The 23,845-nt window shown below is 45.5% G+C and carries 21 protein-coding genes and 1 tRNA gene; 9 read left to right on the top strand and 13 right to left on the bottom strand.

All coding sequences use genetic code 11. The features are described 5' to 3' along the window. Positions 1 to 82: 82 nt before the first annotated feature. Together VFC92_11420 and VFC92_11425 are read left to right on the top strand one after the other, a co-directional pair. On the top strand, positions 83 to 1,378 hold the full coding sequence (locus tag VFC92_11420; GenBank protein ID HZK08797.1) for an MFS transporter: 1,296 nt from the start codon (positions 83 to 85) through the stop codon (positions 1,376 to 1,378). A gap of 226 nt (positions 1,379 to 1,604) precedes the next feature. Next, positions 1,605 to 2,096, top strand: a complete 492-nt coding sequence (locus VFC92_11425; GenBank protein ID HZK08798.1) for a DUF302 domain-containing protein — start codon at positions 1,605 to 1,607, stop codon at positions 2,094 to 2,096. A 165-nt stretch (positions 2,097 to 2,261) separates the two neighbouring features. On the opposite strand, the gene VFC92_11430 is transcribed toward VFC92_11425, so the two are convergent. The 6 genes from VFC92_11430 to VFC92_11455 form a co-directional block, all read right to left on the bottom strand. Then, complete coding sequence (locus VFC92_11430; protein ID HZK08799.1) at positions 2,262 to 4,376, bottom strand: translation factor GTPase family protein; 2,115 nt, start codon at positions 4,374 to 4,376, stop codon at positions 2,262 to 2,264. Positions 4,377 to 4,391: 15 nt separating this feature from the next. Next, a tRNA-Met gene (locus tag VFC92_11435) sits at positions 4,392 to 4,465 on the bottom strand. Between the two features lie 240 nt (positions 4,466 to 4,705). After that, complete coding sequence (locus VFC92_11440) at positions 4,706 to 5,278, bottom strand: HNH endonuclease signature motif containing protein (protein ID HZK08800.1); 573 nt, start codon at positions 5,276 to 5,278, stop codon at positions 4,706 to 4,708. Next, positions 5,278 to 5,553, bottom strand: a complete 276-nt coding sequence (locus VFC92_11445) for a GxxExxY protein (GenBank protein ID HZK08801.1) — start codon at positions 5,551 to 5,553, stop codon at positions 5,278 to 5,280. Before VFC92_11445 ends, VFC92_11440 begins: the two co-directional genes overlap by 1 nt. A 241-nt stretch (positions 5,554 to 5,794) precedes the next feature. Next, positions 5,795 to 5,980: an Arc family DNA-binding protein gene (locus tag VFC92_11450; protein ID HZK08802.1), complete on the bottom strand. Its 186-nt coding sequence runs from the start codon at positions 5,978 to 5,980 to the stop codon at positions 5,795 to 5,797. Between the two features lie 68 nt (positions 5,981 to 6,048). Beyond that, the gene (locus tag VFC92_11455) at positions 6,049 to 6,906 is read right to left on the bottom strand and encodes an SPFH domain-containing protein (GenBank protein ID HZK08803.1); all 858 of its coding nucleotides are present in this window, start codon (positions 6,904 to 6,906) and stop codon (positions 6,049 to 6,051) included. Between the two features lie 290 nt (positions 6,907 to 7,196). Here VFC92_11455 and VFC92_11460 point away from each other — a divergent pair, with 290 nt between their 5' ends. From VFC92_11460 to dnaE, 3 genes are all read left to right on the top strand, one after another. After that, positions 7,197 to 8,687, top strand: a complete 1,491-nt coding sequence (locus VFC92_11460; GenBank protein HZK08804.1) for a DUF2807 domain-containing protein — start codon at positions 7,197 to 7,199, stop codon at positions 8,685 to 8,687. A gap of 146 nt (positions 8,688 to 8,833) precedes the next feature. Beyond that, positions 8,834 to 9,580, top strand: a complete 747-nt coding sequence (locus tag VFC92_11465) for a YebC/PmpR family DNA-binding transcriptional regulator (GenBank protein HZK08805.1) — start codon at positions 8,834 to 8,836, stop codon at positions 9,578 to 9,580. 285 nt (positions 9,581 to 9,865) lie between these two features. Then, positions 9,866 to 14,248 (top strand): DNA polymerase III subunit alpha, encoded by a 4,383-nt coding sequence (gene dnaE / locus VFC92_11470; GenBank protein ID HZK08806.1) that lies wholly within the window; start codon positions 9,866 to 9,868, stop codon positions 14,246 to 14,248. 171 nt (positions 14,249 to 14,419) lie between these two features. Here dnaE and VFC92_11475 read toward each other — a convergent pair whose 3' ends face one another. Beyond that, entirely contained in the window at positions 14,420 to 15,043 is a 624-nt protein-coding gene (locus VFC92_11475) for a superoxide dismutase (protein ID HZK08807.1), read from the bottom strand. A 183-nt stretch (positions 15,044 to 15,226) separates the two neighbouring features. On the opposite strand from VFC92_11475, the gene VFC92_11480 reads away from it, so the two are divergent. Next, positions 15,227 to 15,934: a YjjG family noncanonical pyrimidine nucleotidase gene (locus VFC92_11480; GenBank protein ID HZK08808.1), complete on the top strand. Its 708-nt coding sequence runs from the start codon at positions 15,227 to 15,229 to the stop codon at positions 15,932 to 15,934. Further along, positions 15,931 to 16,671: a DUF4163 domain-containing protein gene (locus VFC92_11485; GenBank protein HZK08809.1), complete on the top strand. Its 741-nt coding sequence runs from the start codon at positions 15,931 to 15,933 to the stop codon at positions 16,669 to 16,671. Before VFC92_11480 ends, VFC92_11485 begins: the two co-directional genes overlap by 4 nt. Positions 16,672 to 16,728: 57 nt before the next feature. Here VFC92_11485 and VFC92_11490 read toward each other — a convergent pair whose 3' ends face one another. From VFC92_11490 to rsfS, 6 genes are all read right to left on the bottom strand, one after another. Further along, positions 16,729 to 17,388, bottom strand: a complete 660-nt coding sequence (locus tag VFC92_11490; GenBank protein HZK08810.1) for a phosphatidylserine decarboxylase family protein — start codon at positions 17,386 to 17,388, stop codon at positions 16,729 to 16,731. Positions 17,389 to 17,390: 2 nt separating this feature from the next. After that, the gene (locus tag VFC92_11495; GenBank protein HZK08811.1) at positions 17,391 to 18,215 is read right to left on the bottom strand and encodes a phosphatidate cytidylyltransferase; all 825 of its coding nucleotides are present in this window, start codon (positions 18,213 to 18,215) and stop codon (positions 17,391 to 17,393) included. Beyond that, positions 18,208 to 18,423, bottom strand: a complete 216-nt coding sequence (locus VFC92_11500; protein ID HZK08812.1) for a DUF2007 domain-containing protein — start codon at positions 18,421 to 18,423, stop codon at positions 18,208 to 18,210. The genes VFC92_11495 and VFC92_11500 overlap by 8 nt, the downstream gene beginning before the upstream one ends. 136 nt (positions 18,424 to 18,559) lie before the next feature. Further along, positions 18,560 to 19,210 carry an LUD domain-containing protein gene (locus tag VFC92_11505; GenBank protein HZK08813.1) on the bottom strand — a complete coding sequence of 217 codons (651 nt, stop codon included), beginning with the start codon at positions 19,208 to 19,210 and terminating at the stop codon, positions 18,560 to 18,562. A 23-nt stretch (positions 19,211 to 19,233) separates the two neighbouring features. Beyond that, the gene (gene ftsH, locus VFC92_11510) at positions 19,234 to 21,399 is read right to left on the bottom strand and encodes an ATP-dependent zinc metalloprotease FtsH (protein HZK08814.1); all 2,166 of its coding nucleotides are present in this window, start codon (positions 21,397 to 21,399) and stop codon (positions 19,234 to 19,236) included. 21 nt (positions 21,400 to 21,420) lie between these two features. Further along, positions 21,421 to 21,792 carry a ribosome silencing factor gene (gene rsfS / locus VFC92_11515; protein ID HZK08815.1) on the bottom strand — a complete coding sequence of 124 codons (372 nt, stop codon included), beginning with the start codon at positions 21,790 to 21,792 and terminating at the stop codon, positions 21,421 to 21,423. A 177-nt stretch (positions 21,793 to 21,969) separates the two neighbouring features. Here rsfS and VFC92_11520 point away from each other — a divergent pair, with 177 nt between their 5' ends. Beyond that, positions 21,970 to 22,722, top strand: a complete 753-nt coding sequence (locus tag VFC92_11520; GenBank protein HZK08816.1) for a biotin--[acetyl-CoA-carboxylase] ligase — start codon at positions 21,970 to 21,972, stop codon at positions 22,720 to 22,722. Positions 22,723 to 22,727: 5 nt separating this feature from the next. After that, positions 22,728 to 23,822: a Nif3-like dinuclear metal center hexameric protein gene (locus VFC92_11525; protein ID HZK08817.1), complete on the top strand. Its 1,095-nt coding sequence runs from the start codon at positions 22,728 to 22,730 to the stop codon at positions 23,820 to 23,822. The last annotated feature ends 23 nt before the right edge of the window (positions 23,823 to 23,845 follow it).

Below are 23,845 nucleotides of genomic sequence, written 5' to 3' on the forward strand. Positions count from 1 at the left end.
AGGCGACAAAATTAGCATAAAAGGCTTTTTAAACTAAATTTGCCCGCCGTAAAGTAACAACAGAAAAAAGGAGTTTAAAAAAATGGCAAAAAAACCACGCCTCTCGTTTTGGCAGATTTGGAATATGAGTTTTGGATTTTTAGGAATCCAGTTTGGATTTGCATTGCAGAATGCCAACGCTTCACGCATCTTGCAAACCTTTGGTGCGGAGGTAGAGCATCTCTCCTGGTTTTGGTTGGTAGCGCCCATCACCGGAATGGTTGTGCAGCCCATAATCGGATATTTCAGCGATCGTACCTGGAACCGATTCGGACGCAGAAGGCCCTACTTTTTGGTTGGGGCTTTCCTCACCAGTATAGCACTTGTACTCATGCCCAATGCACCAGCCCTGGCAGGTTACATTGCTCCCATGTTTGTTGGTGGTGGCTTGCTGATGATTATGGATGCTTCTATCAATATTTCCATGGAGCCTTTTAGGGCATTGGTTGCCGACAAGTTGCCTGACGAGCAACATACCCTCGGTTTTTCTATGCAAACATTATTAATAGGCATTGGTGCTGTGATAGGCTCCTGGCTGCCCTACATTTTAGGAAATTTCCTAGGTTTTTCCACCGAAGCCGAAGCCGAAGGATTGGTACCTCAAAATGTTACATGGTCGTTTTATTTTGGTGCTGTAGTATTAATTTCTTCCATCATCTATACAGTTTCTACCACAAAAGAATATCCGCCGGAGTTTTATGATGAGGAAGAAGACAAATCGGAAATCAAGCAAAAGTTTAAAATCCCTCCCACAATGTGGCAACTTTTGCTGGTTCAGTTTTTCTCATGGTTTGCACTGTTTTCCATGTGGGTTTATACTACACCTGCTATTGCCCAGCATTATTTCGGCACCACCGACCCCAATTCGGCCGGCTACCAGGATGCCGGAAACTGGGTTGGGATTTTATTTGGGATTTATAATGGCGTGTCAGCAGTTATTGCCCTTTCGCTTCCCAAAGTCGCCAAAGTTATTGGGCGCAAACCAACCCACGCTATTGCATTAACCATAGGCGGCTTGTCCTTTCTGTCCTTCGCTCTTATTTCCGATCATCATTTACTCTGGATTCCGATGATTGGCGTAGGTATTGCTTGGGGAAGTATTCTGGCCATGCCCTATGCTATGCTGGCCTCTTCCCTTCCTGCAAAACAAATGGGGGTTTTTATGGGATTATTCAATATGTCGATCACCATTCCTCAAATTATCAATGGGATTTTCAGTGGTTTGATTTTGAAATATCTCTTCGATGGCGATCCCATCAAGGCCTTATACATGGCCGGAGTACTGATGATACTTGGAGCGGTGAGTACATTTTTTGTAAGGGATAAGGTTAATCAGTAGATGACAAGACCTGTCAGACCGTGAAAATCTGACAACGTTTGGTGTTTTAAATGTTTTTTAAAATTATCGAATCTTCAAAAATCACGTAAAGTATTTTTCTACTTTTTTATTGTGATTCCACAAATTCTTGTGGCAAAGCTTTTCAGATTTTTTACAAAAACTTTATTTGATGGCCAGTGTCACGCTGTTAAACGTTGTTAGCGTTGGCTGATTTTTGAAATCGGACATGAAGCTCAACAGCCCGGCCGAAACAAATTTCAAGGTAAACAAAGGTTTGTCAGGTTTGTTACCACTACAGATCAATCCATTGCTAACCAATAATCTAAATGATATGGAATACTACATCAGCAAAAAAGTAAATATAAAATTTGACGAAGCCATAGCGCGCGTCACTGAAACACTCAAAATTGAAGGCTTTGGCGTGTTAACGACCATTGAAACTGATAAAGTATTAAAGGAAAAACTTGGCGTTGATTTTCCCCGTTATACCATTCTGGGCTCTTGCAACCCTTCCTACGCCTACGAGGCATTGCAAAGCGAAGACAAGATTGGCCTGATGCTACCCTGCAACGTTATCGTGCGACAGCTCGAAAATGATACTGTGGAAGTGTCGGCAATAAACCCCGTGGTAGTAATGCAGCCAGTCGAAAACGAAAATCTTAACGATTTAATGGAAGAGGTTCTCATACGGCTTACCAAAGCGATCAATCTTATTTAGCGCAGGGCGCAAAGGAGTATCAGGGATGCTAAACCTTTCAGAGCTGACATCCCTTGAATTGGCGACTGAAGAATGCAAGTTATGTTCTATTTACTATTTACTACCTAATATTTGCTTCCTGCTAATTTCCCATCGCTCACCTCTTCTTTCTAGCTTCTTCACTTCCTACATCCTTCTTTCATCGGCTTTGAAAGCGCCGCGGGCGTGGAGAATCCATTGGCTGCGGTCGAGCGGATTAACGCCTTTGTAGGGGCGGCTCACACCTTCGCCCGGCGGACAAGGTTGGTAGCCGCGCAGCGATAGTCGCAACTGACCCAGACCTCCCGAAAGCGACGCCAGCCGCGTTGCATAATCGGTGGAAGTAGCTGCAGGAACAGTGCCGTGCAAGGTAAAGTTCTCGCCGGAAAAGCTGGGTGTATCGAAGGTGGCGCGCATCTGGTGCAGATCGGCTGCTACTTTGCCCAGGAGTGTCTCGGCTGCAATAATCGTAAAATCAAAAACAGGCTCCAAAAGTATCGTATCCGATTTGGTGAGCGCATCCATGAGCGCCATCGGGGTAGCAATGATAAAATCACCGGGACGAGAGTGCATCTCATGGTCTTCGCCATCCGCCAAAGTAATTTTTACATCCGTAACTTCCCAGCCCCGGATGCCCTGCTCCAACGATTTTGCAATAATGCCGGCAATCTCATTTTGATATTTCTGCCGGATTTTATCTGTGCTAACCGTGGATGCGTAAGTTATTCCTGACCCTGTAGCAGCAGGTTCCACCAAAAACTTAACTACCGCCCAGCAGGGTTTGGGCATGGTGTAGCTGGCAAAACCAAAGGCGCTGTTGGCAGGTGTTTCTTTATAAATAATGGACGGGGCACCAAACTGTACCTGTAGCCCATATTGGCTAAGCAGGGTGTCCGCCAAAATTTCCAATTGAATCTTACCCATGAGCTGCACGTGTAATTCGCTTTCCTTTTTGTGCCATTGCAGCGCCAGCCGCGGATCTTCTTTGTCGATTTGTGTGAGTGCTGTGGCAAGGGCTACAAACTGCGCGGGATCGGCGGGCAAAACCTGAACCGTGAGCACCGGCTGCATCACCTGCGCTGTCGGAGGCACTGCGTGGGCATCGCCCAAAATATCGCCGATGCGGGCTTGGGAGAGTCCGCTTACGATTCCTATATCACCGCAACTCAAAAATGTTTCGTCAGTCAAACGGCCATTGAAGCGTTTTTTAATCTGAGCTACTTTTTCTTCGAGCTGCCGTGTATGATTCCAAACTTTATCACGCACTTTCAGGTTGCCATCAAAAAGCCGTACGTGCGCCAGATGCCCCAACGTGTTGTCGTTTTCTACTTTAAAAACGATGGCCGACAAAGTAGTTGCGGTATCGATGGTTGGCGGTATAAAGCGCACTGCTGCGTCGAGGAGTTCCACAATACCACGCCCCCACTTAGCAGCGCCGGCCAGTACCGGAAAAAGTTTGCGCGCCACCACCTGTTTTTGCAGTTTGCTGAGAACGTACGCTGGTTCCAGAGGTTTTCCTTCGAGATAAACATCAAGAATTTCGTTGTCGTGGTCGGCGAGGTTTTCGATCATAAAGCGCCGATAATTTTCTGCACCAGGGTCATTTTCATCAAAAACAGTTGCCATCGCAGCCGTATCTTCACCCTGCCCGACGGGAAAGGTGAGTGGCGCTAACGCAATTCCAAGCTCCGATTGCAACTGCTGAAGCACCTTTTCGAAATCAGCTCCGGCACGATCTGTTTTATTAATAAAAAAGATCACTGGGATGTCGCGACTTTTGAGGGCATGCCACAAGGTGTAAGTGTGTGCCTGCATTCCCTCCACCGCCGAAACGACGAGAATGGCACCGTCGAGAATTTGCAAGGCACGCTCCACCTCTGCTGAGAAATCGGCGTGGCCGGGCGTGTCGATGAGGTTGATGCGCTGGCCTTTCCACAGCAGCCTGTCGTAAGCGGCACGCACCGAAACACCGCGACGCCGCTCTATCTCCATGCTATCGGTGAGAGTGGTGCCTTTGTTTACATCGCCGACAGCGCCTACGGTTCCGCCCAGGAAAAAGATATGCTCTGAGGTGGTAGTTTTGCCAGCATCCACGTGCGAGAGGATGCCCAGATTGATGATTCCGGATGTCGTCATTAGGGTTGCAAAGATAGAAAAAGCGGAGCGCGGGGTGCCGGGCACAGCATAATGACACAGCCACATTATCGCCTGGCAGCGCTGACAGCAGCGCTCAAAAAAACCCAATGTTAAAGATATTAACATCGGGTTTTAATTTCGTAGCGAGGGAGGGACTCGAACCCTCGACCTCAGCATTATGAGTGCTGCGCTCTAACCAGCTGAGCTACCTCGCCATTCCTTCTAAAAAAAGAACTTTTTGTTTCCCGTTTTTTTGGTCGGGGCGGCAAAAGTAGAAATTAATTTTTAATAGCCATAAAAAAAATTGCTTTTTCTACATTTTACCATCTTATTCACCAAATGGCAAGCGAACTCTATAATCGTAAAGCAATAAATGCTTGTAGGATTGAGCGAAAGGTTACTTCTCGGGTTTGCTGACACAGGTATTGATTCCGATGATGATGCGAAGAACAAGGTCAGCCATTCCCATATTTATTTTCATTAATCAAAATCAATTCATCAGGATTTGGAAATGTACTTGGCAAAAAGTCTATTTTAAATGGTAATTCCAGATTCATCAATTCCTCAACTTTTTTATCAGTCAGGTCATTATCCAAACAATAATTAAACACCAATTTTAAATATCGTCTGATTACCATTAATGGCAAAAATTGACCGCGAGAACCCATCCATTCCATTAAATCCTTTTTTCCTTTTGAACTATTACACGCTCTGCAAGCATAAATTAAGTTTTCAGCATCATCTTTCCCTCCAAGTCTTTTTGGGAAAATATGGTCGAGGGCTAAGTTTTCAGGTGATCCACAATAATTGCAAAACTGCCCAGTCTGAAGTTTGATTTTTTCATCATCAAAAATTGACCGCATATTCAAGGTTCCTTCTTTCAGTCCCTTGAATAACCTGGCTCTGATCATAAAATTAAATTTCCCGTATTTTTTCTGCTTTTTGTCTACAGCACTATGAGCCATTGCGAGGTTTGCATAGGACCAATAAATATGCTCTTTAACTGTCAATAGTTTCTGCTTCTCCATTAATATTGTCCTAATAAAGGTTTCTTTGAAGGTTGTGGTGGGAAAAACTCACTTTTATTCATTTTCTGAATCATGATTTGCAGTAATGGGGTTGTACTTAGGGTTGAAAACTTCGTGAGTTGCAGGCTAGTAACGCCAAACTTTATGAGTAAGCCTAATGGTTTGTCATGTGCTGCCAAATAGTTTTTAGCTTGTGCAAGATGAACATCTTTCAGATTAATCACTGCTTTGTCAACGCTGCCGTGGCTCAATAAAATTTGATTGTGTGTTGCCATCAGGTCACTTAAATTTATCAAATCAGAGTTTCAGCATCAAGCAACTGCCATCATTAAAAATCTGGTTTGGATTTTCAATTTACAAAAGAAAAGGAATTTTTGATTTAAGATTTACCAATGAGGATTAACAATTAACGATTAACGATTTATGGAGGATGCTTGTGGTTTTTGTATTTTAAAATAAAACCAGGGTTGCCATCACTTACACTGCCGACTGTGGACGGAGAACTGTGGACTGCTATTAGCTTTCCTCCTCTGGCGGCTCAGGATCCTGGGTGGAGCGTCCTCTCCCGGCTTTCTTCAATGCCTGATCGAGAATATATTCTATCTGGCCGTTTGCGCTGCGAAATTCATCGGCAGCCCACTTCTCCAGCCTTTCGTACATCTCCGGTGAAATTCGCAACACAAATGTTTTCTTTTTGGCCATTTTTTTTGATTTGTCTTTTTAAGAAACTATTACAACCCGAATAGCGCTATAATTCTAACCTCCAATTTCTAATGATGCAGCGTGCCGATATTGATCACCGGGGCGGCGTCGCGGTCGGAACAAAGCACGACCATCAGGTTGCTCACCATGGCGGCTTTCTTGTCTTCGTCGAGTTCTACAATTTCTTTTTTGGATAACTCCTCCAGCGCCATCTCCACCATGCTCACAGCGCCTTCTACAATTTTAAATCGTGCGGCCACAATAGCGGTAGCCTGCTGACGGCGCAACATGGCACTTGCTATTTCGCTGGCGTAAGCCAAATAACTGATGCGCGCTTCGTGCACATAGATGCCGGCGATGGCAAGCCGCTCAGTAATCTCCACTTCGAGGGCATGATTTACCTCTTCGCCACCCGAACGCAAAGTGATGTCGGCTCCCGCGTCGTCAAAATTATCGTAAGGATAATGACCAGCCAGCTTACGCATTGCAGCCTCAGTTTGGATTTCGACAAAATGCTCGTAATGATCTACCTCGAAGGCTGCCTTAAAAGTATCTTCAACTTTCCACACCAGCACAATGCCGATCATAATTGGGTTGCCGAGCTTGTCGTTTACCTTGATAGGCTCGCTGTCGAGGTTGCGAGCACGCAGCGAAATTTTGTCTTTTGTAAAAAATGGATTCACCCAAAAGAAACCGTTTTTCTTGATGGTTCCCTGGTAAGCGCCAAAGAGGACCAACACCTTCGACTCGTTGGGGTTGACGATTGTAAAACCAGCAATCAGCAACAGCGCAAGGATATCGATAACGATCAGCCAGGGCAATTCGAGCGTGATCAAAACAACAATGGGAACGACCAGCAATAGCAACACCAGCACAACCATCGGGTAACCGGAAATTGCCGAATAAGATTTTTCTTCTTTTTTCATAGTCAGGAGTTTTTAAAAGTACATGTTTGATATTATTTCAATATCACAAAGATACTATTATAAATTAATACGCCCGACAAAAAATATTTTTATTTTTTTAATGATGTCGTTGCTTTTGGGGCTTTAGTTCAAAAATCAATATTCGATATTAAGTTTTTGATCCCAAAATCCCGCTACAATAAAAATGTATTGTAACTTTTCCCGTGGTCAGCACGTCGTAGGACTAAAATGCACAAAAAATACTTTATCAATAAACTAACTTCATAAATAATCATTTAAAAACTACACAGATGAAGGCGATACACAAATCGGGAATAATTTACATCGTGATGGCACTTGCCCTGCTGGCTCCCGTCATTGCACAGGCTCAGACAACGAAAGGCAACAAAAATGTGGTGAAGCAGGAACGCGCTGTTACTCCTTTTATCAAAATAGATGTGAACGGAGCTTTCGACGTATTTCTAACCCAACAGCCGGCCACCACGCTGACGGTAGAAGCCGATGAAAACCTGATGGATCAAATCACCACCGAGGTTCGTAACCAGGTGCTGACGATAAGCTCTAAACAAATTAAAAACCCTACCAAGCTCAACGTCTATATTTCATCCCCCACCATCGAGTTTATCAGGATGAGCGGTGCCTCAAACCTCACCGGAGAAAATACCATCCAGGGACAAGCACTCGATATTACAACCAGCGGTGCCACGGATTTACGACTCAATGTAAATGTGGATGTTCTATCGGTAAATGCTTCCGGCGCTTCGGTGATTACCCTCTCAGGTACTGCCAAAGAATTGTTGGCAACAGCCAGTGGCGCCTCCGACGTAAAAGCCTCTAAACTTCAGGTGACCGATGCTACGGCCGATGCCAGCGGCGCAGCCAACATTAATGTGAATGCTTTGGGCAAAGTGCATACCACCACCAGCGGCGCCGGCGACATCGACCTCTCCGGAAAAGCTGCCGAGGTAGAAAACTACAACGACGAAATGAATGTGAGATCGTGGAAAGAGGGCAACAAAACCATCGTAAAAGCAGGCAGCGTAATCGTGGAAGTAACCGACAGCGATTCCACCAAAATTTCTATTGGCGGACACAATCTCACTGTGGATAAATCCGGCAACGTAAAATGGAAGCGCAACCACACGCAGAAGTTTAACGGACACTGGGCCGGAGTTGAGTTGGGTGTAAATGGCTACGTGACCGATGGCTTTAAAACGGACATCAAAGGACAATATGATTTTTTGAATCTGAAATACGAAAAATCTATCGAGGTGAATGTGAACTTCTTTGAGCAAAATTTTAATCTTATTGACGAAAAATTTGGTGTGCTCACCGGTTTAGGATTGCGCTGGAACAACTACCGTTTCGACGACAATAATATAGTTCTGGATGGCGATGCAGACGTCATCGTTGGGCACGCCCACGACACGCACCAATTGCGCAAAAGCAAGCTGGTGGCCAACTATCTTACCCTGCCCGTTCTGTTCGAGTACCAGACCAACCGTTTTTCAAGGCGCAACAGTTTTCACGTAGGCGCCGGCATGGTGATGGGATGGCGCTTTGCTACGCACACCAAGATTCTTTATTTCGACAACGGTCGCCAAAAACCCAAACAACACGACAGCTTCCATCTGCGGCCTTTCCGCTACGACGCAACCGTGCGCGCCGGCTGGGGAATCATCAACCTCTACGCAACCTACTCGCTCAACACCCTTTTCAAAGAGGGGCGTGGTCCCGAGCTATACCCATTTTCCATTGGCATTACACTGGCCAATTTTTAAAGAAAGCTTTTAGCAAAATAAACTGTATCTCAAAAGCCACCAATAACACTGGTGGCTTTTGTTATATTTTGCTGTAAGCAAAAAACACAAAAAATGTATTACTTTTACATCGTTATTTTTTAATCCAAAATAAATACCGAATTAGTATGTCAGGACACAGTAAATGGTCGACCATTAAACGCAAAAAAGGTGCACTCGACTCCAAGCGCTCCAAGATCTTTTCTAAGATCATCAAAGAAATTACCGTTGCCGTAAAAGAAGGCGGATTCGATCCGGAGGGCAACCCGCGTTTGCGTATGGCAATTGCCAATGCCAAAGGCGCCAGCATGCCCAAGGACAACATCGAACGCGCCATCAACAAAGGCAAAGAGAAAGACGCCGCTGCTTTTTCCGAGCAAACTTTTGAAGGATACCTGCCCAACGCCATAGCGGTTTATGTAGAATGTACTACCGACAACCAACAACGCACTGTAAGCAACATCCGTTCGATCTTTAACAAACATGGCGGAAACCTGGGAACCACTGGCTCGCTGAGTTTCATGTTTGACAGAAAAGGCGTTTTTGAAATTCCTAAAAAAGAGGATTTCGACATGGACAGCTTTGAGCTGGAAGTAATCGATGCCGGCGCCGAAGACATCACCGAGGAAGATGACATGATCACTCTCATTACCTCCATGGAAGATTTTGGCAACATGCAACGAAAACTCGAGGAGCTGGGAATAGAAACGGAAAGCGCCCAGTTGGAGCGCATCCCCCACGAAACTATTAACCTTGACCTCGAAAGCGGACGGAAAATTATGAGAGTAGTAGACCTCTTTGAGGACGACGACGATGTACAAAACGTGTTTCACAACCTCGAGATTACCGATGAGATGATGGAGGAAATGGAATAACTCCAAAGACAAAAGTCAAAACCCAAATAACAATAAGTTCCGAAATCCAATGCCCAAATAATTGTGTCTGTTTAGATTATTGAATTTTTTGAATTGAGATTTATTTGGATTTTGTTTCATTGTTACATTAGATTTTCTTAAAACATCAAAACCGGCTTCGTGCCGGTTTTTTTGTTTTCACGTATTTTCTTTACTCCGCACACTTATCAACAAGCTGCCCCAAAAAAGCCATCGAAAGGCTATTTTTGCTGTCCTTGTTTTTTCATTCCCATAATAGCTGAAGTTATGTATTTGATTTTTGATACCGAAACCACCGGTAAGCCCAGGAATTACAACGCACCGATTACTGATCTGGACAACTGGCCACGCATGGTGCAGATTGCCTGGCAACTGCACGACTACGACGGCAATCTGATAGAGAATCAGAGTTTTATTGTTCGTCCCGACGGCTTCGACATCCCCTACAACGCCGAGAAAATCCACGGCATCTCCACACAAATGGCTGCTACCTATGGGGCGCCGTTGCAAGAGGTACTTGATGTTTTTTCGGCTACCCTGCAACGCTGTACACACGTTGCCGGCCACAACGTAAGCTTTGATCTGAACATTGCCGGTGCTGAATTTTTGCGCTGCGGACTGGACAACCTGCTAGCCGGACCTGCATCGGTGGATACCATGCAAATATCCACCGCATATTGTGCCCTGCCGGGAGGACGCGGCGGCAGCTACAAATACCCAAGCCTTTCGGAGCTGCACATCAAACTCTTCAACACAGCTTTTGAAGAAGCCCACAACGCTGCCGGAGATGTGGTGGCCACAACGCGCTGCTTTCTGGAGCTTATCCGCCTGGGCATTATCGACGAGCAGCACCTGAAAATTGACAAACAAATCTTATTACGATTTCGTCAAAATAATACCACACCGATAGCGCCCATCGAGCTGAAGGTGAAATCTAACAAGCAACTTAGCGAAGAGCTGGCTGCCAAATCCATGGCCATCCCTGACGAAACAGTTGCTACCATTACTGAACAAACTATAGCGGCTGATACAGCAAAATCCTTCGTCCATTTGCACGTACATTCTTATTTTTCTGTATTGCAGGCCACACCCTCCATCGAAGGGCTGGTGCAAAAAGCCGCCGGGCTGGGGATGACGGCATTGGCACTCACCGATCTGGGAAACTTGTATGGTGTTTTTCAGTTTATAAAAGTAGCGCAGAATCACAACATCAAGCCGATTATCGGATGCGAGCTCTATCTTACAGAAGACCGCCTGAAAGTAAAATTCACCAAAGACAATCCCGACCGCCGCCACCAACAGCCATTTTTGGCCAAAAACATCCAGGGCTACCGCAACCTTTCGCACCTTAACACGCTGGGATGGGTGGAAGGCAGCTACAGCGGATTTCCGCGCATCGACAAAGAGTTGCTGCTGCGTTATAAAGATCATCTGATAACCACCACCGGCGGACTGCAGTCGGAGATCAATGACTTGATTTTGAATATCGGCGAGCAACAGGCAGAAGAGGCTTTTGTATGGTGGCACCAGCAATTTGGCGACGACTTTTACGTGCAGATCAACCGCCACGGCCTTCCGGAGGAGGAACGCGCCAACATGGTACTTTTGAAATTTGCCCGTAAATACAATGTGAAAATCATTGCTGCCAACGAAATATTTTATCTCGAAAAAGAAGATTCGGATTTGCACGACAGCCTGCTTTGCGTCAAAGACAACGAATATCAGAGCACACCCATTGGCAGAGGCCGGGGAACGCGATTTGGATTTACAAGCGATGAGTATTATTTCAAGACGCAGCAGGAAATGCAGGAGCTCTTCGCCGACCTACCCGAAGCCATCTCCAACACTTACGAGATTGCCGAATCCATAGAAGCTTTCAATTTGCAGCGCGATGCTATGATGCCAGAGTTTCCGATACCACCCGATTTTGGCACGCTCGAAGATTATCGGACGAAATTTTCAGAGGAAGAGCTGAAAGTTTTTTTTGACGATATAGAAGTGAAAGGTAATTTCAAGCGCATCGGAGGATATGAAAGGGCGCTACACATCCAGCTCGAAGCCGATTATCTGCAACACCTCACTATGCAGGGAGCCCAAAAACGCTACCCCGACATGAGCGATTCCATCCGCGAGCGCATCGACTTTGAGTTAAGCGTAATATGCAAAATGGGTTATCCAGGCTATTTTCTCATTGTACAGGACTTTCTGCAGGAGGCGCGCCGCATGGGCGTATGGGTAGGCCCCGGGCGTGGCTCGGCAGCAGGCTCGGTAGTGGCGTATTGTCTCAAAATTACCGAAATCGACCCAATAGAATATGGATTGCTCTTCGAGCGCTTTCTAAATCCGGAGCGGATTTCGCTGCCCGACATCGATATCGACTTTGATGAGGACGGCCGCGAACGAGTATTGAAATGGGTTGAAGAAAAATACGGCCATCAACGTGTGGCACACATTATCACCTTTGGTAAAATGGCGCCTAAAATGGCCATCCGCGACATTGCGCGCGTAAAACAACTTCCACTGAGCGAAGCCAACCGATTGTCAAAAATGATACCCAACAGACCAGGCACCGGTTTTGGCGAAGCTTATAAAGAAGTGCCGGAGCTTTTGCGCGAAAAAAACGCCTCCAACGACCCACTCGTTCGATCCACCCTGGCCAGCGCCGAAAAAATTGAAGGCACCGTAAGAAACATTGGCACCCATGCCTGCGGCATCATCATCAGCCGCGACGACCTGGCTGAGCACATTCCGCTCACTACAGCCAAAGACACCAATCTGCTGGTTACGCAATTCGACGGAAGCCAAATAGAAGAAGCCGGCATGCTCAAGATGGATTTTCTGGGGCTTAAAACGCTTTCGATTATCAAAGATGCTGTGGAAAACGTACGCAAAAGTAAAGGTTTAGAGATCAATATCGATGACATCCCACACGACGACGAGAAGACTTTCGAGCTTTATAGCCACGGCGACACCACTGGCATTTTTCAGTTTGAATCGGAAGGAATGAGGAAAAATCTGCGGCAGCTTAAACCCACCAAGTTCGACGACTTGATAGCCATGAATGCCTTGTACCGACCTGGCCCGATGGATTACATTCCCAACTTTATCAGGCGCAAGCTTGGCAAAGAGAAAATCGTATACGATCTGCCCGAGCAGGAAGAAATCCTGAAAGCAACCTATGGTGTTACTGTTTATCAGGAGCAAGTGATGCTGCTCTCACAACTTTTGGGAGGTTTTACCAAAGGAGAAGCTGACAATTTGCGTAAAGCAATGGGGAAGAAAATGGTGGGGATCCTCAACAAGATGAAGCCTAAATTTTTGGAAGGCGCCAAAAAGCGTGGCCACGACATGAAGATCATCGACAAGATATGGACCGACTGGCTGGAGTTTGCCAACTATGCTTTCAACAAATCGCATTCGACGAGCTACGCATATGTTTCGTATCGCATGGCGTATCTCAAAGCACATTATCCAAGCGAGTTTATGGCTGCGGTTTTGAGCCGCAACCTAAACGATCTGACCAAAATCACAGGATTTATCGACGAGGTACACCGCATGGGCATCGAAGTTTTGGGCCCGGACGTCAACGAGTCGGAGCAGCTTTTTATCGTCAACAAAAAAGGCAACATTCGTTTTGGGATGGCTGCTATCAAAGGGCTGGGAAGTTCTGTAGCCGAAAGCATCATTGAAGAACGTAATGAAAACGGGCTCTTCACCAGTGTGTTCGACTTCGCGCGTCGTATCGATCTAAAGACTGTCAACAAGCGGAGCTTTGAGGCGCTTGCCCGCGCCGGGGCATTCGATTCGTTCGAAAACGTTCACCGTGCCCAGCTTTTTTTTCAGGAAAACAGCGACGACAGCACATTTATAGAGAAACTCCTGCGCTTCGCCGCCAAATATCAGGAACGCAAAAACTCACAGCAGGTTTCGCTATTTGACGATGACGACGAGCAAATCATCGCCGAAGACCCTCCATTGCCCGAGTGTAAGCCTTGGACAAACATCGAAAAACTGCGCAACGAGAAGGATGTCACGGGATTTTACATCTCCGGCCATCCGCTCGATGAATTCAGAACAGAGCTTAAAAATTATGGCAAACAACGCATCTCCGATTTCAAAGACAACCTGAAAAAATATTCCAACCGTCCACTGGTGTTTGGCGGCATGGTTTCAACGGTGACGCATCGTTTTACCAAAGACGACAAGCCGTGGGGAACTTTTATGATAGAGGATTTCGACGAAACTTTTGAACTGCGCCTGTTTTCGGAGGAATATCTCAAGTACAAATATTTCCTTACAGAAGGCTTTTTCCTGCTGATCTATGCGCGTGTAGAGCAACGTTTCCGAAACGATGAAGAGTTTCAGGTGCGCATCACCGACATCCGGCTGTTGCCAGAGATTATCGATCGGGAGACGCAAGGTATCACGCTGCGCATATCCATCGACGACATGGAGCCGGCGCTGGTGGATCAGATTTTTAATTTGTACAAAAAGAATCCAGGAAATTGCCACGTTCGTTTTTTGGTGGTGGATGAGCAGGATGGTTTAAATTTAGAAATGAAATCGGCTACCATGCGCGTAAAACCTTCTGCATTTCTCAAAGCCATCGAAAGGGAGCCGCTGATAAGTTACGAGCTAAATGGCCATTAGCGACAAGCTACAGAGGGTGATTAAAAGAGAAAAGCCGATCCCGGGCGGGAACGGCTTTTGCAATTAACCAAATTAGTGAGCTATGAAAAAAAATTACTTTTTTGAATCCGGTAAAGCCCGGAAGTAATGTTTTGCTTAAAGAACGCAAAACAATCACAAAAGGTTTATCCTTTAACCATTTTTAAAGTTTTTGGCCACCTCATCCCAATTTATCACATTAAACCACGCATTGATATAGTCGGGTCGTTTGTTTTGGTATTTCAGATAATATGCGTGCTCCCACACATCCAGAGCAAGGATTGGTTTGCCGTGGTGATCAGCTACATCCATCAGCGGGCTGTCCTGATTGCCTGTTGAGGTTATCTTAAGATTTCCAGAATCATCCTTGATGAGCCAAGCCCAGCCGCTACCAAAACGGGTGGCTGCTGCATCGCTGAATTTTTCTTTGAACTGGCTATAGGAACCGAAAGCCGACTTTATGACTTTGCCAATATCGCCATCAGGTTCGCCACCACCATTTTTGGTCATCACTTTCCAGAACAGGTCGTGGTTAAGAAAACCGCCACCATTGTTGCGGATGCCTGCGGGTGCTTTACTCATTTGCTTGAGCAACCGGCCAAATTCCATGTCGGCATACTCGCTGTCTTTGGCTGCAGCCATAAATTTATCGTAATAACCACGATGGTGCTTGGTGTAGTGCAGCTCCATGGTTTGTGCGTCGATGTAGGGTTCTAAAGCATCGTAGCTGTAGGGTAAATCAGGAAATTTGAGATCTTTTACTTTCGTCGTTAACATGATTATATTTTTTTTGTGTTTGTAATTTAGAATCTAACAAAACAACCATTCTCACCGCGCATTGTTTATGGGCTGCGTCGTTTTGAATATTTTTAACATCGCAAAAGGCAAATCCCGGAGTTCAGGAAACGAAATCCAAATGCGTTTGTATTTGCGTTGGTTGAATAGTACTATTTTCGCGTAATGAATAACGGAAGCCGAAAATATCACCACATATTTTTTGATTTGGATATGACCTTGTGGGATTTTGAATCGAATGCCCGCGAGGCTTACGAAGATATTTACCGCACCTTCAGGCTGAGCGATCGCGGCATCGATAGTCTCAACGATTTTATCAGCAAATATTTTGTACACAACGACCGGTTGTGGGAACAATATCGCAATGGCGAAATCGAGAAAGAGCTTCTGCGTACCCTTCGTTTTGAGCTTACGCTCCGCGATTATGGCATCGACGACCCAGCGCTGGCCCAGGCCATCGGTCACGAATATGTTACCATCAGCCCTACCAAAACCCGATTATTCCCAAACGCCCACACCACACTGGCCTATCTGCAAAAGCAATACACGCTGAGCATTATCACCAACGGCTTTGAAGAGGTACAATTCCGTAAACTAAAGAATAGCCACCTGGACAGCTATTTCAATCATGTGATCACTTCAGAGCAGGCAGGCAGTAAAAAACCCGATCCGGAGATATTCAAATACGCCCTGCAACAGGTCGGAGCCGAAGCCAGCCAGAGTGTGATGATAGGTGACGATTTGGAAGTAGATATACTTGGCGCGATGCAGGCCGGGATGGACGCTGTGTTTTTTAATCCAAAGAGAACTGAGCATAAAAGCAATATCCTTCACGAAATTAATGACCTAAACGATTTAACAAACATATTATGAAAACAAAAATCATCCTTCTGGTTGCATTTGTAGCTGCCTTCTGGGCATGCAACCGGCACCAGTCCGACGAAAAGCCTATCGAATACAGCATTATCGAGCAAAGCACTATCACCGGCGATTCTGCCTATTATTCCATTAAACTGGAATATCCGATTTTTAAAGCGGATCAGCCAGCCGATGATTCATTGTTTGAGCCGCTCAACAACCACATCAAAAATTTTATGGACACAGCGGCTTCTTATTATTGGGGCATGGAAACACGGAATGTTCCCGCGTATATCGATTCTATCCAGGCCCACGGGAGATTTGAATTGCAAAATGACTACGAAATATTGCTCAGCACCTCCGACACCATCAGCCTAAAGCTTGAGACCTACAGCTATGCGCTGGGAGCACATGGGTTTACGGCTTTTCATACCTACAACTACGACATTGGTCACAAGCATTTTATTGGTCTGGATGAAGTACTTGATCTCTCATCCGATGAAAATGTTAACAATATCAACGAACTCCTCGCGCACTATTTTGAAAATCCGGAAGATTGTTTTACGGAAGTGCCCACGATTAATGTAGATGAACAACTTTGGGGATTTCGGCCGGAATATCTTGTATTTTTTTATGAAGCCTACGACCTGGGCGCTTATGTATGCGGATCGGCAGAAGTAAAAATCCCGTTGAAAGAGTTGCGTAAGCGGAACTTGCTGCTAACCAAAATTGATTTAGCGAAAGTGAAATGAAGTTCTCAGTCGGCAGTTCTCAGTCGGCAGCAGAAGGAAACAACAAATAACGAATAATTACCCAAGCTTCGCGATGACATCGCAGCAGCCTTTTACTTTTTGGTTTTTTTCAACCAGGACTTTGGTACCTACCGGCAGGAAAACATCCACCCGTGAACCAAATTTTATAAAACCCAACTCCTCGCCCTGATCGATACTTTTGCGCTCTTCGGCATTGCAAACAATACGTTGCGCCACAGCTCCAGCAACCTGACGCACCAAGATTTCACCGTAGTTTTCCGATTGTATTACAATGGTGGTGCGTTCATTTAGTTCAGAAGACTTGGGATGCCAGGCAACCAGGAACTTTCCGGCATGGTAACGGTAGTATTTTATTTTTCCGCTAAGCGGATACCAATTTTTGTGCACGTTGCTGGGCGACATAAAAATGGAAACCTGCAAGCGTTTATCTTTAAAATATTCGTTTTCAAAAGCCTCTTCGAGCACCACCACCTTGCCGTCGGCGGGTGAAATGATTTGCGTGTGGTCGATGTCGACGATACGCTGAGGATTACGGAAAAAGCGCAGGATGAAAATAAAAACCACCACAGCTGCAGCGTAGATCACATAATGCACGGGGGTTTGCACCGGATTAAAATAATTGATGATCAAAAGCGCTGTAGCCAGCACCAACATCATAATTACTAAAGTAGTGTATCCTTCTTTATGGATTTTCATAATCAAACGATGAACAACATCATATAAACAAAAACTGCTGGAGCCGCCAGCAGCAAAGCATCGAAACGATCGAGCAGGCCGCCGTGACCAGGCAGTGCACGTCCCGAATCTTTTACTTTGATACTTCTTTTAAGCATCGATTCGGCAAGATCGCCAAATGTACCAAATATCATAACGATTGCAGCAATTACAAGCCAATGCACTAAACTGTATTCCGGCCAAAAAGAGGCAATGAGAAAAGCCGCTGCAAAACCCGCTATAAAACCACCAATAAGCCCCTCCCATGATTTTTTTGGCGAATGCCGCTCAAACAGGCGATGTTTCCCCAGCCATACCCCAAAAAGATAAGCAAACGAGTCGTAAACCCAAAGAAGGATAAAGATTCCCAAAAGAATGGCCGGATAATCGCCAACGGGAGATAAGACAGGGAGAAAGAAAATGTTGAGCAAGGCAAAAGGCACAATTATGTAGAGTATGCCAAAAACATTCAGCGCCACGTTGCGAAAAGGTGTCGGCGATTTGTAATACAATTCGGCTATGAGCATCAGTGGCAGCAACAGCAAATTAGCAAATATCAAACGCGGAGAAAACCATTGCAACGAAACCAGCGCCATGGTGACATACACTACCAAACCGGCTGCAATACCAACAACATAGCGGATGTGGTAATGCCCGATGAGACTTACCATCCTGTAAAACTCATTGAGCGCCCACAGACTGGTGGCCAGAAACAACAGCGTAAAAAGCAAATGGCTATAAACGATCGATCCTGCCACAGCGCCAACATAAAGCGCTCCTGTAAGTATCCTTTGCCAAAAATTATTCACCGGAGTTGTGCTCGCTAAGGAGCTGTCGTGCTTTTGCTTCGTGTTGTGTTTCAACATACAAATCTACACTACCAAGAAGAAACCCAGAATCCTTCTTGTTGAGGATGCTGCTTTCGATGCCATTTTCTTTGAGCATACCGGCTGTAATTTGTGCCGAAGTCATGTTACTTGCACTAAACACGAGTACCCAATTGTCCACTTTTTCCATTTTGATTTAGAGTTTTAGTGATGAAAATCTTGAAATATTTGTCAATAAGCTAAAAAACAAACACAAAAAGATCTTATTTGTGATTTGTTTTTTGTCATTTAAATTTTCTGTTTTTCTTCCGGTTAATTGCTTTGAGCTAATTATTATCTTCTGCTTCAACGAGTAACATATACAATTGGCGCGGGCCATGAGCGCCCATTACCAGCGTTTTTTCGATGTCGGCAGTGCGACTTGGCCCCGAAATAACAGTGATGGCCGATGGCAGCGTGGAGCCGTATTTTTTTTTCATCAGTACAAAAGCGTCTTGCAGGTTTTTTACCAACTGATTGGTTGTAGCTATTACCACATGCACTTCCGGAAAAACGTTGAGCCGCCGTCCCGACATTTGTCGCGACGACACCATTATGGAGCCTGTTCGGGCAATCAAACACTCACACAAAGTGATGCCGATACCAACATTCATCAACGCTACCGGATCGGACTGAAAAGCAATTTCGTGTTCAGTGAGCAGTCGGTTGAGCACCTGGTCAAAGCAAAATATTTCGCGGTTACTGTTTTCATAGAAAACGAACTTTAGCTTCTCGATCATATCGGCTTCGTCCTCACAGTAGGCGAATTTACCGCCAATCCTCGTAAACTCCTGCGCAAAAGTTACCTCGATAGATTCTTTGAAATCCTGAAACACCGACGATTCAAAATCAACGTCCGTAAAAGGAGCATCGGTTCTGTCGATCAAAGCATTTCGGATGCTTTTGAAAACTTTTTCTTTCGAGGTGGTTTCGTCCATCGGCCTTACAGAATGTATGGTTGCTAAGATTTACCTTTTTTCTCTTTACCTGGTTTCACTTCGGTGTCAGCGGGATTATCAGCAGCAGCATCACTGTCTTCCTCCTTATTATCGCCACCATTTTTACCAGCTTCTTCTTCGAGGCGTACTTCTTCTTTCACCTGTAGCAGCTTTTCGCGCATGATTTCGCGATCTATCACAGATTCTTTTTCTCGTTCAATGTCGCGCTTAAAGGTTCGTTTACCGAATATTTTCTCCAGGTCTTCTTTAAAAATCACTTCTTTGTCGAGCAGCACATGTGCCAACTGATCTACTTTTTCTTTGTTTTGCGTAAGCAGCGAAACAGCTTTTTGATAAGCCTCTTCGACAAGCTTGTGCACCTCTTCATCAATAATCTGTGCGGTACGCTCACTATAGGGCTTTGTAAACGAATATTCCTGCTGTCCTGTAGAATCATAATAACTGATATTGCCCAGGCGCTTGTTGAGTCCAAAGTAAGTGATCATGGCAAAAGCCTGCTTGGTAATTTTCTCCAGATCGTTGAGCGCACCGGTAGAAATTGTCCCAAATCGTATCTGCTCCGAAGCACGTCCACCCAAAGCAGCAACCATCTCATCAAACATCTGTTCGAAGGTAGTAATTTGTCGTTCTTCGGGCAGGTACCAGGCAGCACCCAGAGCTTTGCCACGCGGCACGATGGTAACTTTTACCAGAGGAGCTGCATGTTCCAGCAGCCAACTAACGGCAGCATGGCCGGCTTCGTGATAAGCAATGGTAAGCTTTTCGTCCTGAGAGATTATCTTGTTTCGTTTTTCCAACCCGCCGATGATGCGATCGATGGCATCGGTAAAATCTTGTTTTTCTACTATTTTTTTGCCTTTTCGTGCAGCAATAAGAGCTGCTTCATTGCTTACGTTGGCAATGTCGGCACCGGAGAATCCGGGTGTTTGCTTGGCCAGGAAATCCACATCCACCGAATCGTCGAACTTAATGGGCTTGAGATGCACCAGGAAAATAGCTTTGCGTTCTTCCAGATCAGGCAGTTCTACATGAATCTGACGATCGAAGCGACCGGCACGCAAGAGCGCACGATCCAGGATGTCGGCACGGTTGGTGGCTGCCAGAATGATGACACCGGCATTGGTACCGAAACCATCCATCTCGGTGAGCAGCTGGTTGAGCGTATTTTCGCGTTCGTCATTGCCTCCGGTCATAGCATTACGGCCGCGTGCCCGCCCGATGGCGTCGATCTCATCGATGAAAATAATACACGGCGCTTTGTCTTTTGCCTGACGGAACAAGTCGCGGACACGCGAAGCTCCTACACCAACAAACATCTCCACAAAATCGGAACCCGATAGTGAGAAAAACGGCACATCAGCTTCACCTGCTACCGATTTGGCCAGCAAAGTCTTGCCAGTTCCCGGAGGACCTACCAGCAAGGCTCCTTTGGGTATCTGTCCGCCAAGCTCGGTGTATTTTTTGGGGTTTTTCAGAAAATCCACCACCTCCATCACTTCCACTTTGGCCTCTTCCAAACCGGCTACATCTTTGAAAGTAATGTGCACGTGTGTATCTTTATCGAAAAGCTGTGCCTTGCTTTTGCCGATATTAAATATCTGACCGCCGCCAGCACCACGTCCCATCATGCGCATGATAAAAATCCAGATCACCACCAGGATGATCATCGGAATGAGGAAGCTTATGTTGTCGAACCAGTTGGTTCGGTTTTCATTTTGGATATAAATAGTATCGCCAGAGCCTTCCTGTATCTCGGCTACCTGGTGTTCAAAATTCTCTAAAGAGCCTATTGTAAATTTGAAATGTGGCTTGCTGCCAAACATTCCATTTTGTTTTTCTGCTGTCAGATCTTTGTAACGCGACTTGTTGATGCGGTCCTGTTTGATGTAGATTTCGGCAAACTCTCTGTTGACCAACACAATTTTCTCGACGTCCTGCTCCTTCAGCATTTCCCGAAGCTCACCCCAATTAATTTCTTTTTGTGGTGTGTCGGTATTAAAAAAGAAAAACGAAATGAATATTAAGGCAATTAGGGTGTAAATCCAGTAAAAATTGAATTTAGGCTTACCGTCCTTTTTAGCCGGCCCACGCAAACTTCGCAAAGGATCAATTTTATTGTCTTTTGGAGCTTTGGTTGTTTCTTTATTGATATTTTCTTCTGCTGCCATTCTTTTTTTTAAAAAATCGGATTATGCTTCAATTTCTTTAATGCGTGCATCGGCCCATAAGCCTTCGAGGTTGTAGAACTTACGGGTAGTTTCGTTAAAGATGTGTACCACCACGTTGGAATAATCCAATAAAACCCATTCGGCATTTTGCATGCCCTCGCGATGCCACGGCTTTTCGCTGGTTTCTTTGCGCACAAATTCCTCAACAGATTCAGCAATCGCTGTCACCTGCCGGCTTGACTCGCCATGGCAAATAACAAAATGATTGGTAACGGCATTATCTATCTCGCTTAGATCCAGGTCGAGAATATGGAGACCTTTTTTTTCCTGGATACCTTTAAAAACGGATTCCAAAATATTCCTGGTGTTGCTTACCGATTTGTTTTCAGTCATTTAAACTATTTAAATTTTCATTGCAAAAGTACTATTTTTCATCTACCAGTTGTTGTTTTTCCATCGCAGCCCATACTATAAAGGAGACATCAAATCAAAAACGGTGCCTGTTTGATTTTTTAAAAGGATACTTTCGCAAGTTATATTCTTAACCTCTCCCAGGGCGGGAATGTTCATATGGAAAATTCTTTACAATTCAATAACATCAGGCATTACACAACGCTCGACTCCACAAATGCTGTTGCCGAAAAATGGCACACCGAAGAACGCCCTCCGGAAGGATCGGTAGTTTTGGCAGACCACCAGAACAATGGGAAAGGTCTGGGCACAAACGGCTGGGAAAGCGAGTCTGGCAGCAATTTGTTACTCAGCACGATTTTGTATCCGGATTTTCTGCCAGCTCATCAGCAGTTTATGCTCAACAAAGTACTTTCACTGGCCGTTCATCACTGCGTCGCCGGGCAGCTTCCCCAACACCAGGTTTTGATCAAATGGCCAAATGATGTTTATGTTGGTGAAAAGAAAATTGCTGGAATCCTCACCCGCAACATCATCAGAGGAAGCACCCTCGAAGCCACGGTAGCCGGCGTGGGGCTAAATGTGAATCAAACAAATTTTTCGAAAGAAATTCCAAATCCCATTTCACTGAAGATGGTCAGCGGCAAAGATCACGACCTTCGGCAGGTTTTGCAAAGCCTGCTCGAAGCGCTTGAACATTTTTACGGTCTGCTGCGTACAAATCATTTCTACAAAATTGATGAACAATATCTGCGTGAATTGTTGAACTACGACAAACCAGCTGCTTACCAGGCCGGACAGAAAGAGTTCACCGGTCGAATCATAGGCGTAGATGCTTACGGCCATTTGATGATGACGGTGGATGAAGAGACCAAAACTTTCGACATGAAAGAAATTGTATTTAAATATTAATTGAGATGAAAATAGCCCAAATCGTAGCCGCCATCGAAGAATTTGCTCCGCTGCAGTTGCAGGAATCCTACGACAACGCAGGCCTGATAATCGGTAATGCAAGCGACGAGGTGCAGGCTGCGCTTATCACACTCGACGTAACGGACGCCGTAGTTCAGGAAGCCATCGATAACCATTGCAACCTAATCATAGCGCACCATCCGTTGATCTTTAAAGGAATCAAACGCATCGGCAACGACACATTTGTCGGACGATTAGTTACTAAATGCATCAAGAATAATATCGCCGTGTATGCCGCACATACCAATCTGGATAACGTGAAAGATGGCGTGAACCGGATCATCGCCAATCGCATCGGTTTGCGCAACACGCGGGTATTGGCGCCTATGCCGCAACAATTGCGCAAGCTGGTTACTTTTTGTCCTACAGTCACTGCAGGCGAGGTACGCGCAGCATTGTTTTCTGCCGGTGCCGGACACATTGGCAACTACGACAGCTGCAGCTTTTCTGCCGCAGGTCGTGGCTCATTCAGAGCAGGCCAGGACACCGATCCATTTGTAGGTGCTATCGGCGAGCTTCATTACGAACCCGAAGAACGCATTGAAACTATTTTTCCGGTCACGCGCCAAAATGCTGTCGTCGCTGCGCTTCTCCAGGCGCACCCCTACGAGGAGGTAGCCTACGATATTTATACACTCGAAAATTCTTTTGGCGGAACAGGCGCCGGAATGATTGGAGAGTTGGAAGCCCCTGAAGAAACAATGTCATTCCTGAAAAGGCTTAAAAAAGCTTTCGGCGCTGAAGGCATCAGATACACGCCCATAGTGGACGAAAAAGTAACGCGCATCGCCGTGTGTGGCGGCAGTGGCAGCTTTTTTATACACCAGGCCATTAGATCAGGCGCTCAGGTATTTATTACCGGCGATGTGAAATATCACGACTTCTTTGAAGCTGATGGCCGGATGCTCATTGCTGACATTGGCCACTACGAGAGCGAGCAGTTTACCAAAGAATTATTAATGAACATCATAAAGGAAAAATATTCTAATTTTGCTGTCCAAATTTCCGGAGTAAATAGCAATCCGGTGAATTACCTATAGAATAGATAAATAAAACTGAATAT

The organism is Bacteroidales bacterium, assembly GCA_035647615.1.
Classification (GTDB): Bacteria; Bacteroidota; Bacteroidia; order Bacteroidales; family 4484-276; genus SABY01.

Excerpts from the sequence above, each read along its gene's own strand:
- VFC92_11420 (HZK08797.1), top strand. The coding sequence starts at position 83 with ATGGCAAAAAAACCACGCCTCTCGTTTTGGCAGATTTGGAATATGAGT.
- VFC92_11425 (HZK08798.1), top strand. The coding sequence starts at position 1,605 with ATGAAGCTCAACAGCCCGGCCGAAACAAATTTCAAGGTAAACAAAGGT.
- VFC92_11430 (HZK08799.1), bottom strand. The coding sequence starts at position 4,376 with ATGTTAATATCTTTAACATTGGGTTTTTTTGAGCGCTGCTGTCAGCGC.
- VFC92_11440 (HZK08800.1), bottom strand. The coding sequence starts at position 5,278 with ATGGAGAAGCAGAAACTATTGACAGTTAAAGAGCATATTTATTGGTCC.
- VFC92_11445 (HZK08801.1), bottom strand. The coding sequence starts at position 5,553 with ATGGCAACACACAATCAAATTTTATTGAGCCACGGCAGCGTTGACAAA.
- VFC92_11450 (HZK08802.1), bottom strand. The coding sequence starts at position 5,980 with ATGGCCAAAAAGAAAACATTTGTGTTGCGAATTTCACCGGAGATGTAC.
- VFC92_11455 (HZK08803.1), bottom strand. The coding sequence starts at position 6,906 with ATGAAAAAAGAAGAAAAATCTTATTCGGCAATTTCCGGTTACCCGATG.
- VFC92_11460 (HZK08804.1), top strand. The coding sequence starts at position 7,197 with ATGAAGGCGATACACAAATCGGGAATAATTTACATCGTGATGGCACTT.
- VFC92_11465 (HZK08805.1), top strand. The coding sequence starts at position 8,834 with ATGTCAGGACACAGTAAATGGTCGACCATTAAACGCAAAAAAGGTGCA.
- dnaE (HZK08806.1), top strand. The coding sequence starts at position 9,866 with ATGTATTTGATTTTTGATACCGAAACCACCGGTAAGCCCAGGAATTAC.
- VFC92_11475 (HZK08807.1), bottom strand. The coding sequence starts at position 15,043 with ATGTTAACGACGAAAGTAAAAGATCTCAAATTTCCTGATTTACCCTAC.
- VFC92_11480 (HZK08808.1), top strand. The coding sequence starts at position 15,227 with ATGAATAACGGAAGCCGAAAATATCACCACATATTTTTTGATTTGGAT.
- VFC92_11485 (HZK08809.1), top strand. The coding sequence starts at position 15,931 with ATGAAAACAAAAATCATCCTTCTGGTTGCATTTGTAGCTGCCTTCTGG.
- VFC92_11490 (HZK08810.1), bottom strand. The coding sequence starts at position 17,388 with ATGAAAATCCATAAAGAAGGATACACTACTTTAGTAATTATGATGTTG.
- VFC92_11500 (HZK08812.1), bottom strand. The coding sequence starts at position 18,423 with ATGGAAAAAGTGGACAATTGGGTACTCGTGTTTAGTGCAAGTAACATG.
- VFC92_11505 (HZK08813.1), bottom strand. The coding sequence starts at position 19,210 with ATGGACGAAACCACCTCGAAAGAAAAAGTTTTCAAAAGCATCCGAAAT.
- ftsH (HZK08814.1), bottom strand. The coding sequence starts at position 21,399 with ATGGCAGCAGAAGAAAATATCAATAAAGAAACAACCAAAGCTCCAAAA.
- rsfS (HZK08815.1), bottom strand. The coding sequence starts at position 21,792 with ATGACTGAAAACAAATCGGTAAGCAACACCAGGAATATTTTGGAATCC.
- VFC92_11520 (HZK08816.1), top strand. The coding sequence starts at position 21,970 with ATGGAAAATTCTTTACAATTCAATAACATCAGGCATTACACAACGCTC.
- VFC92_11525 (HZK08817.1), top strand. The coding sequence starts at position 22,728 with ATGAAAATAGCCCAAATCGTAGCCGCCATCGAAGAATTTGCTCCGCTG.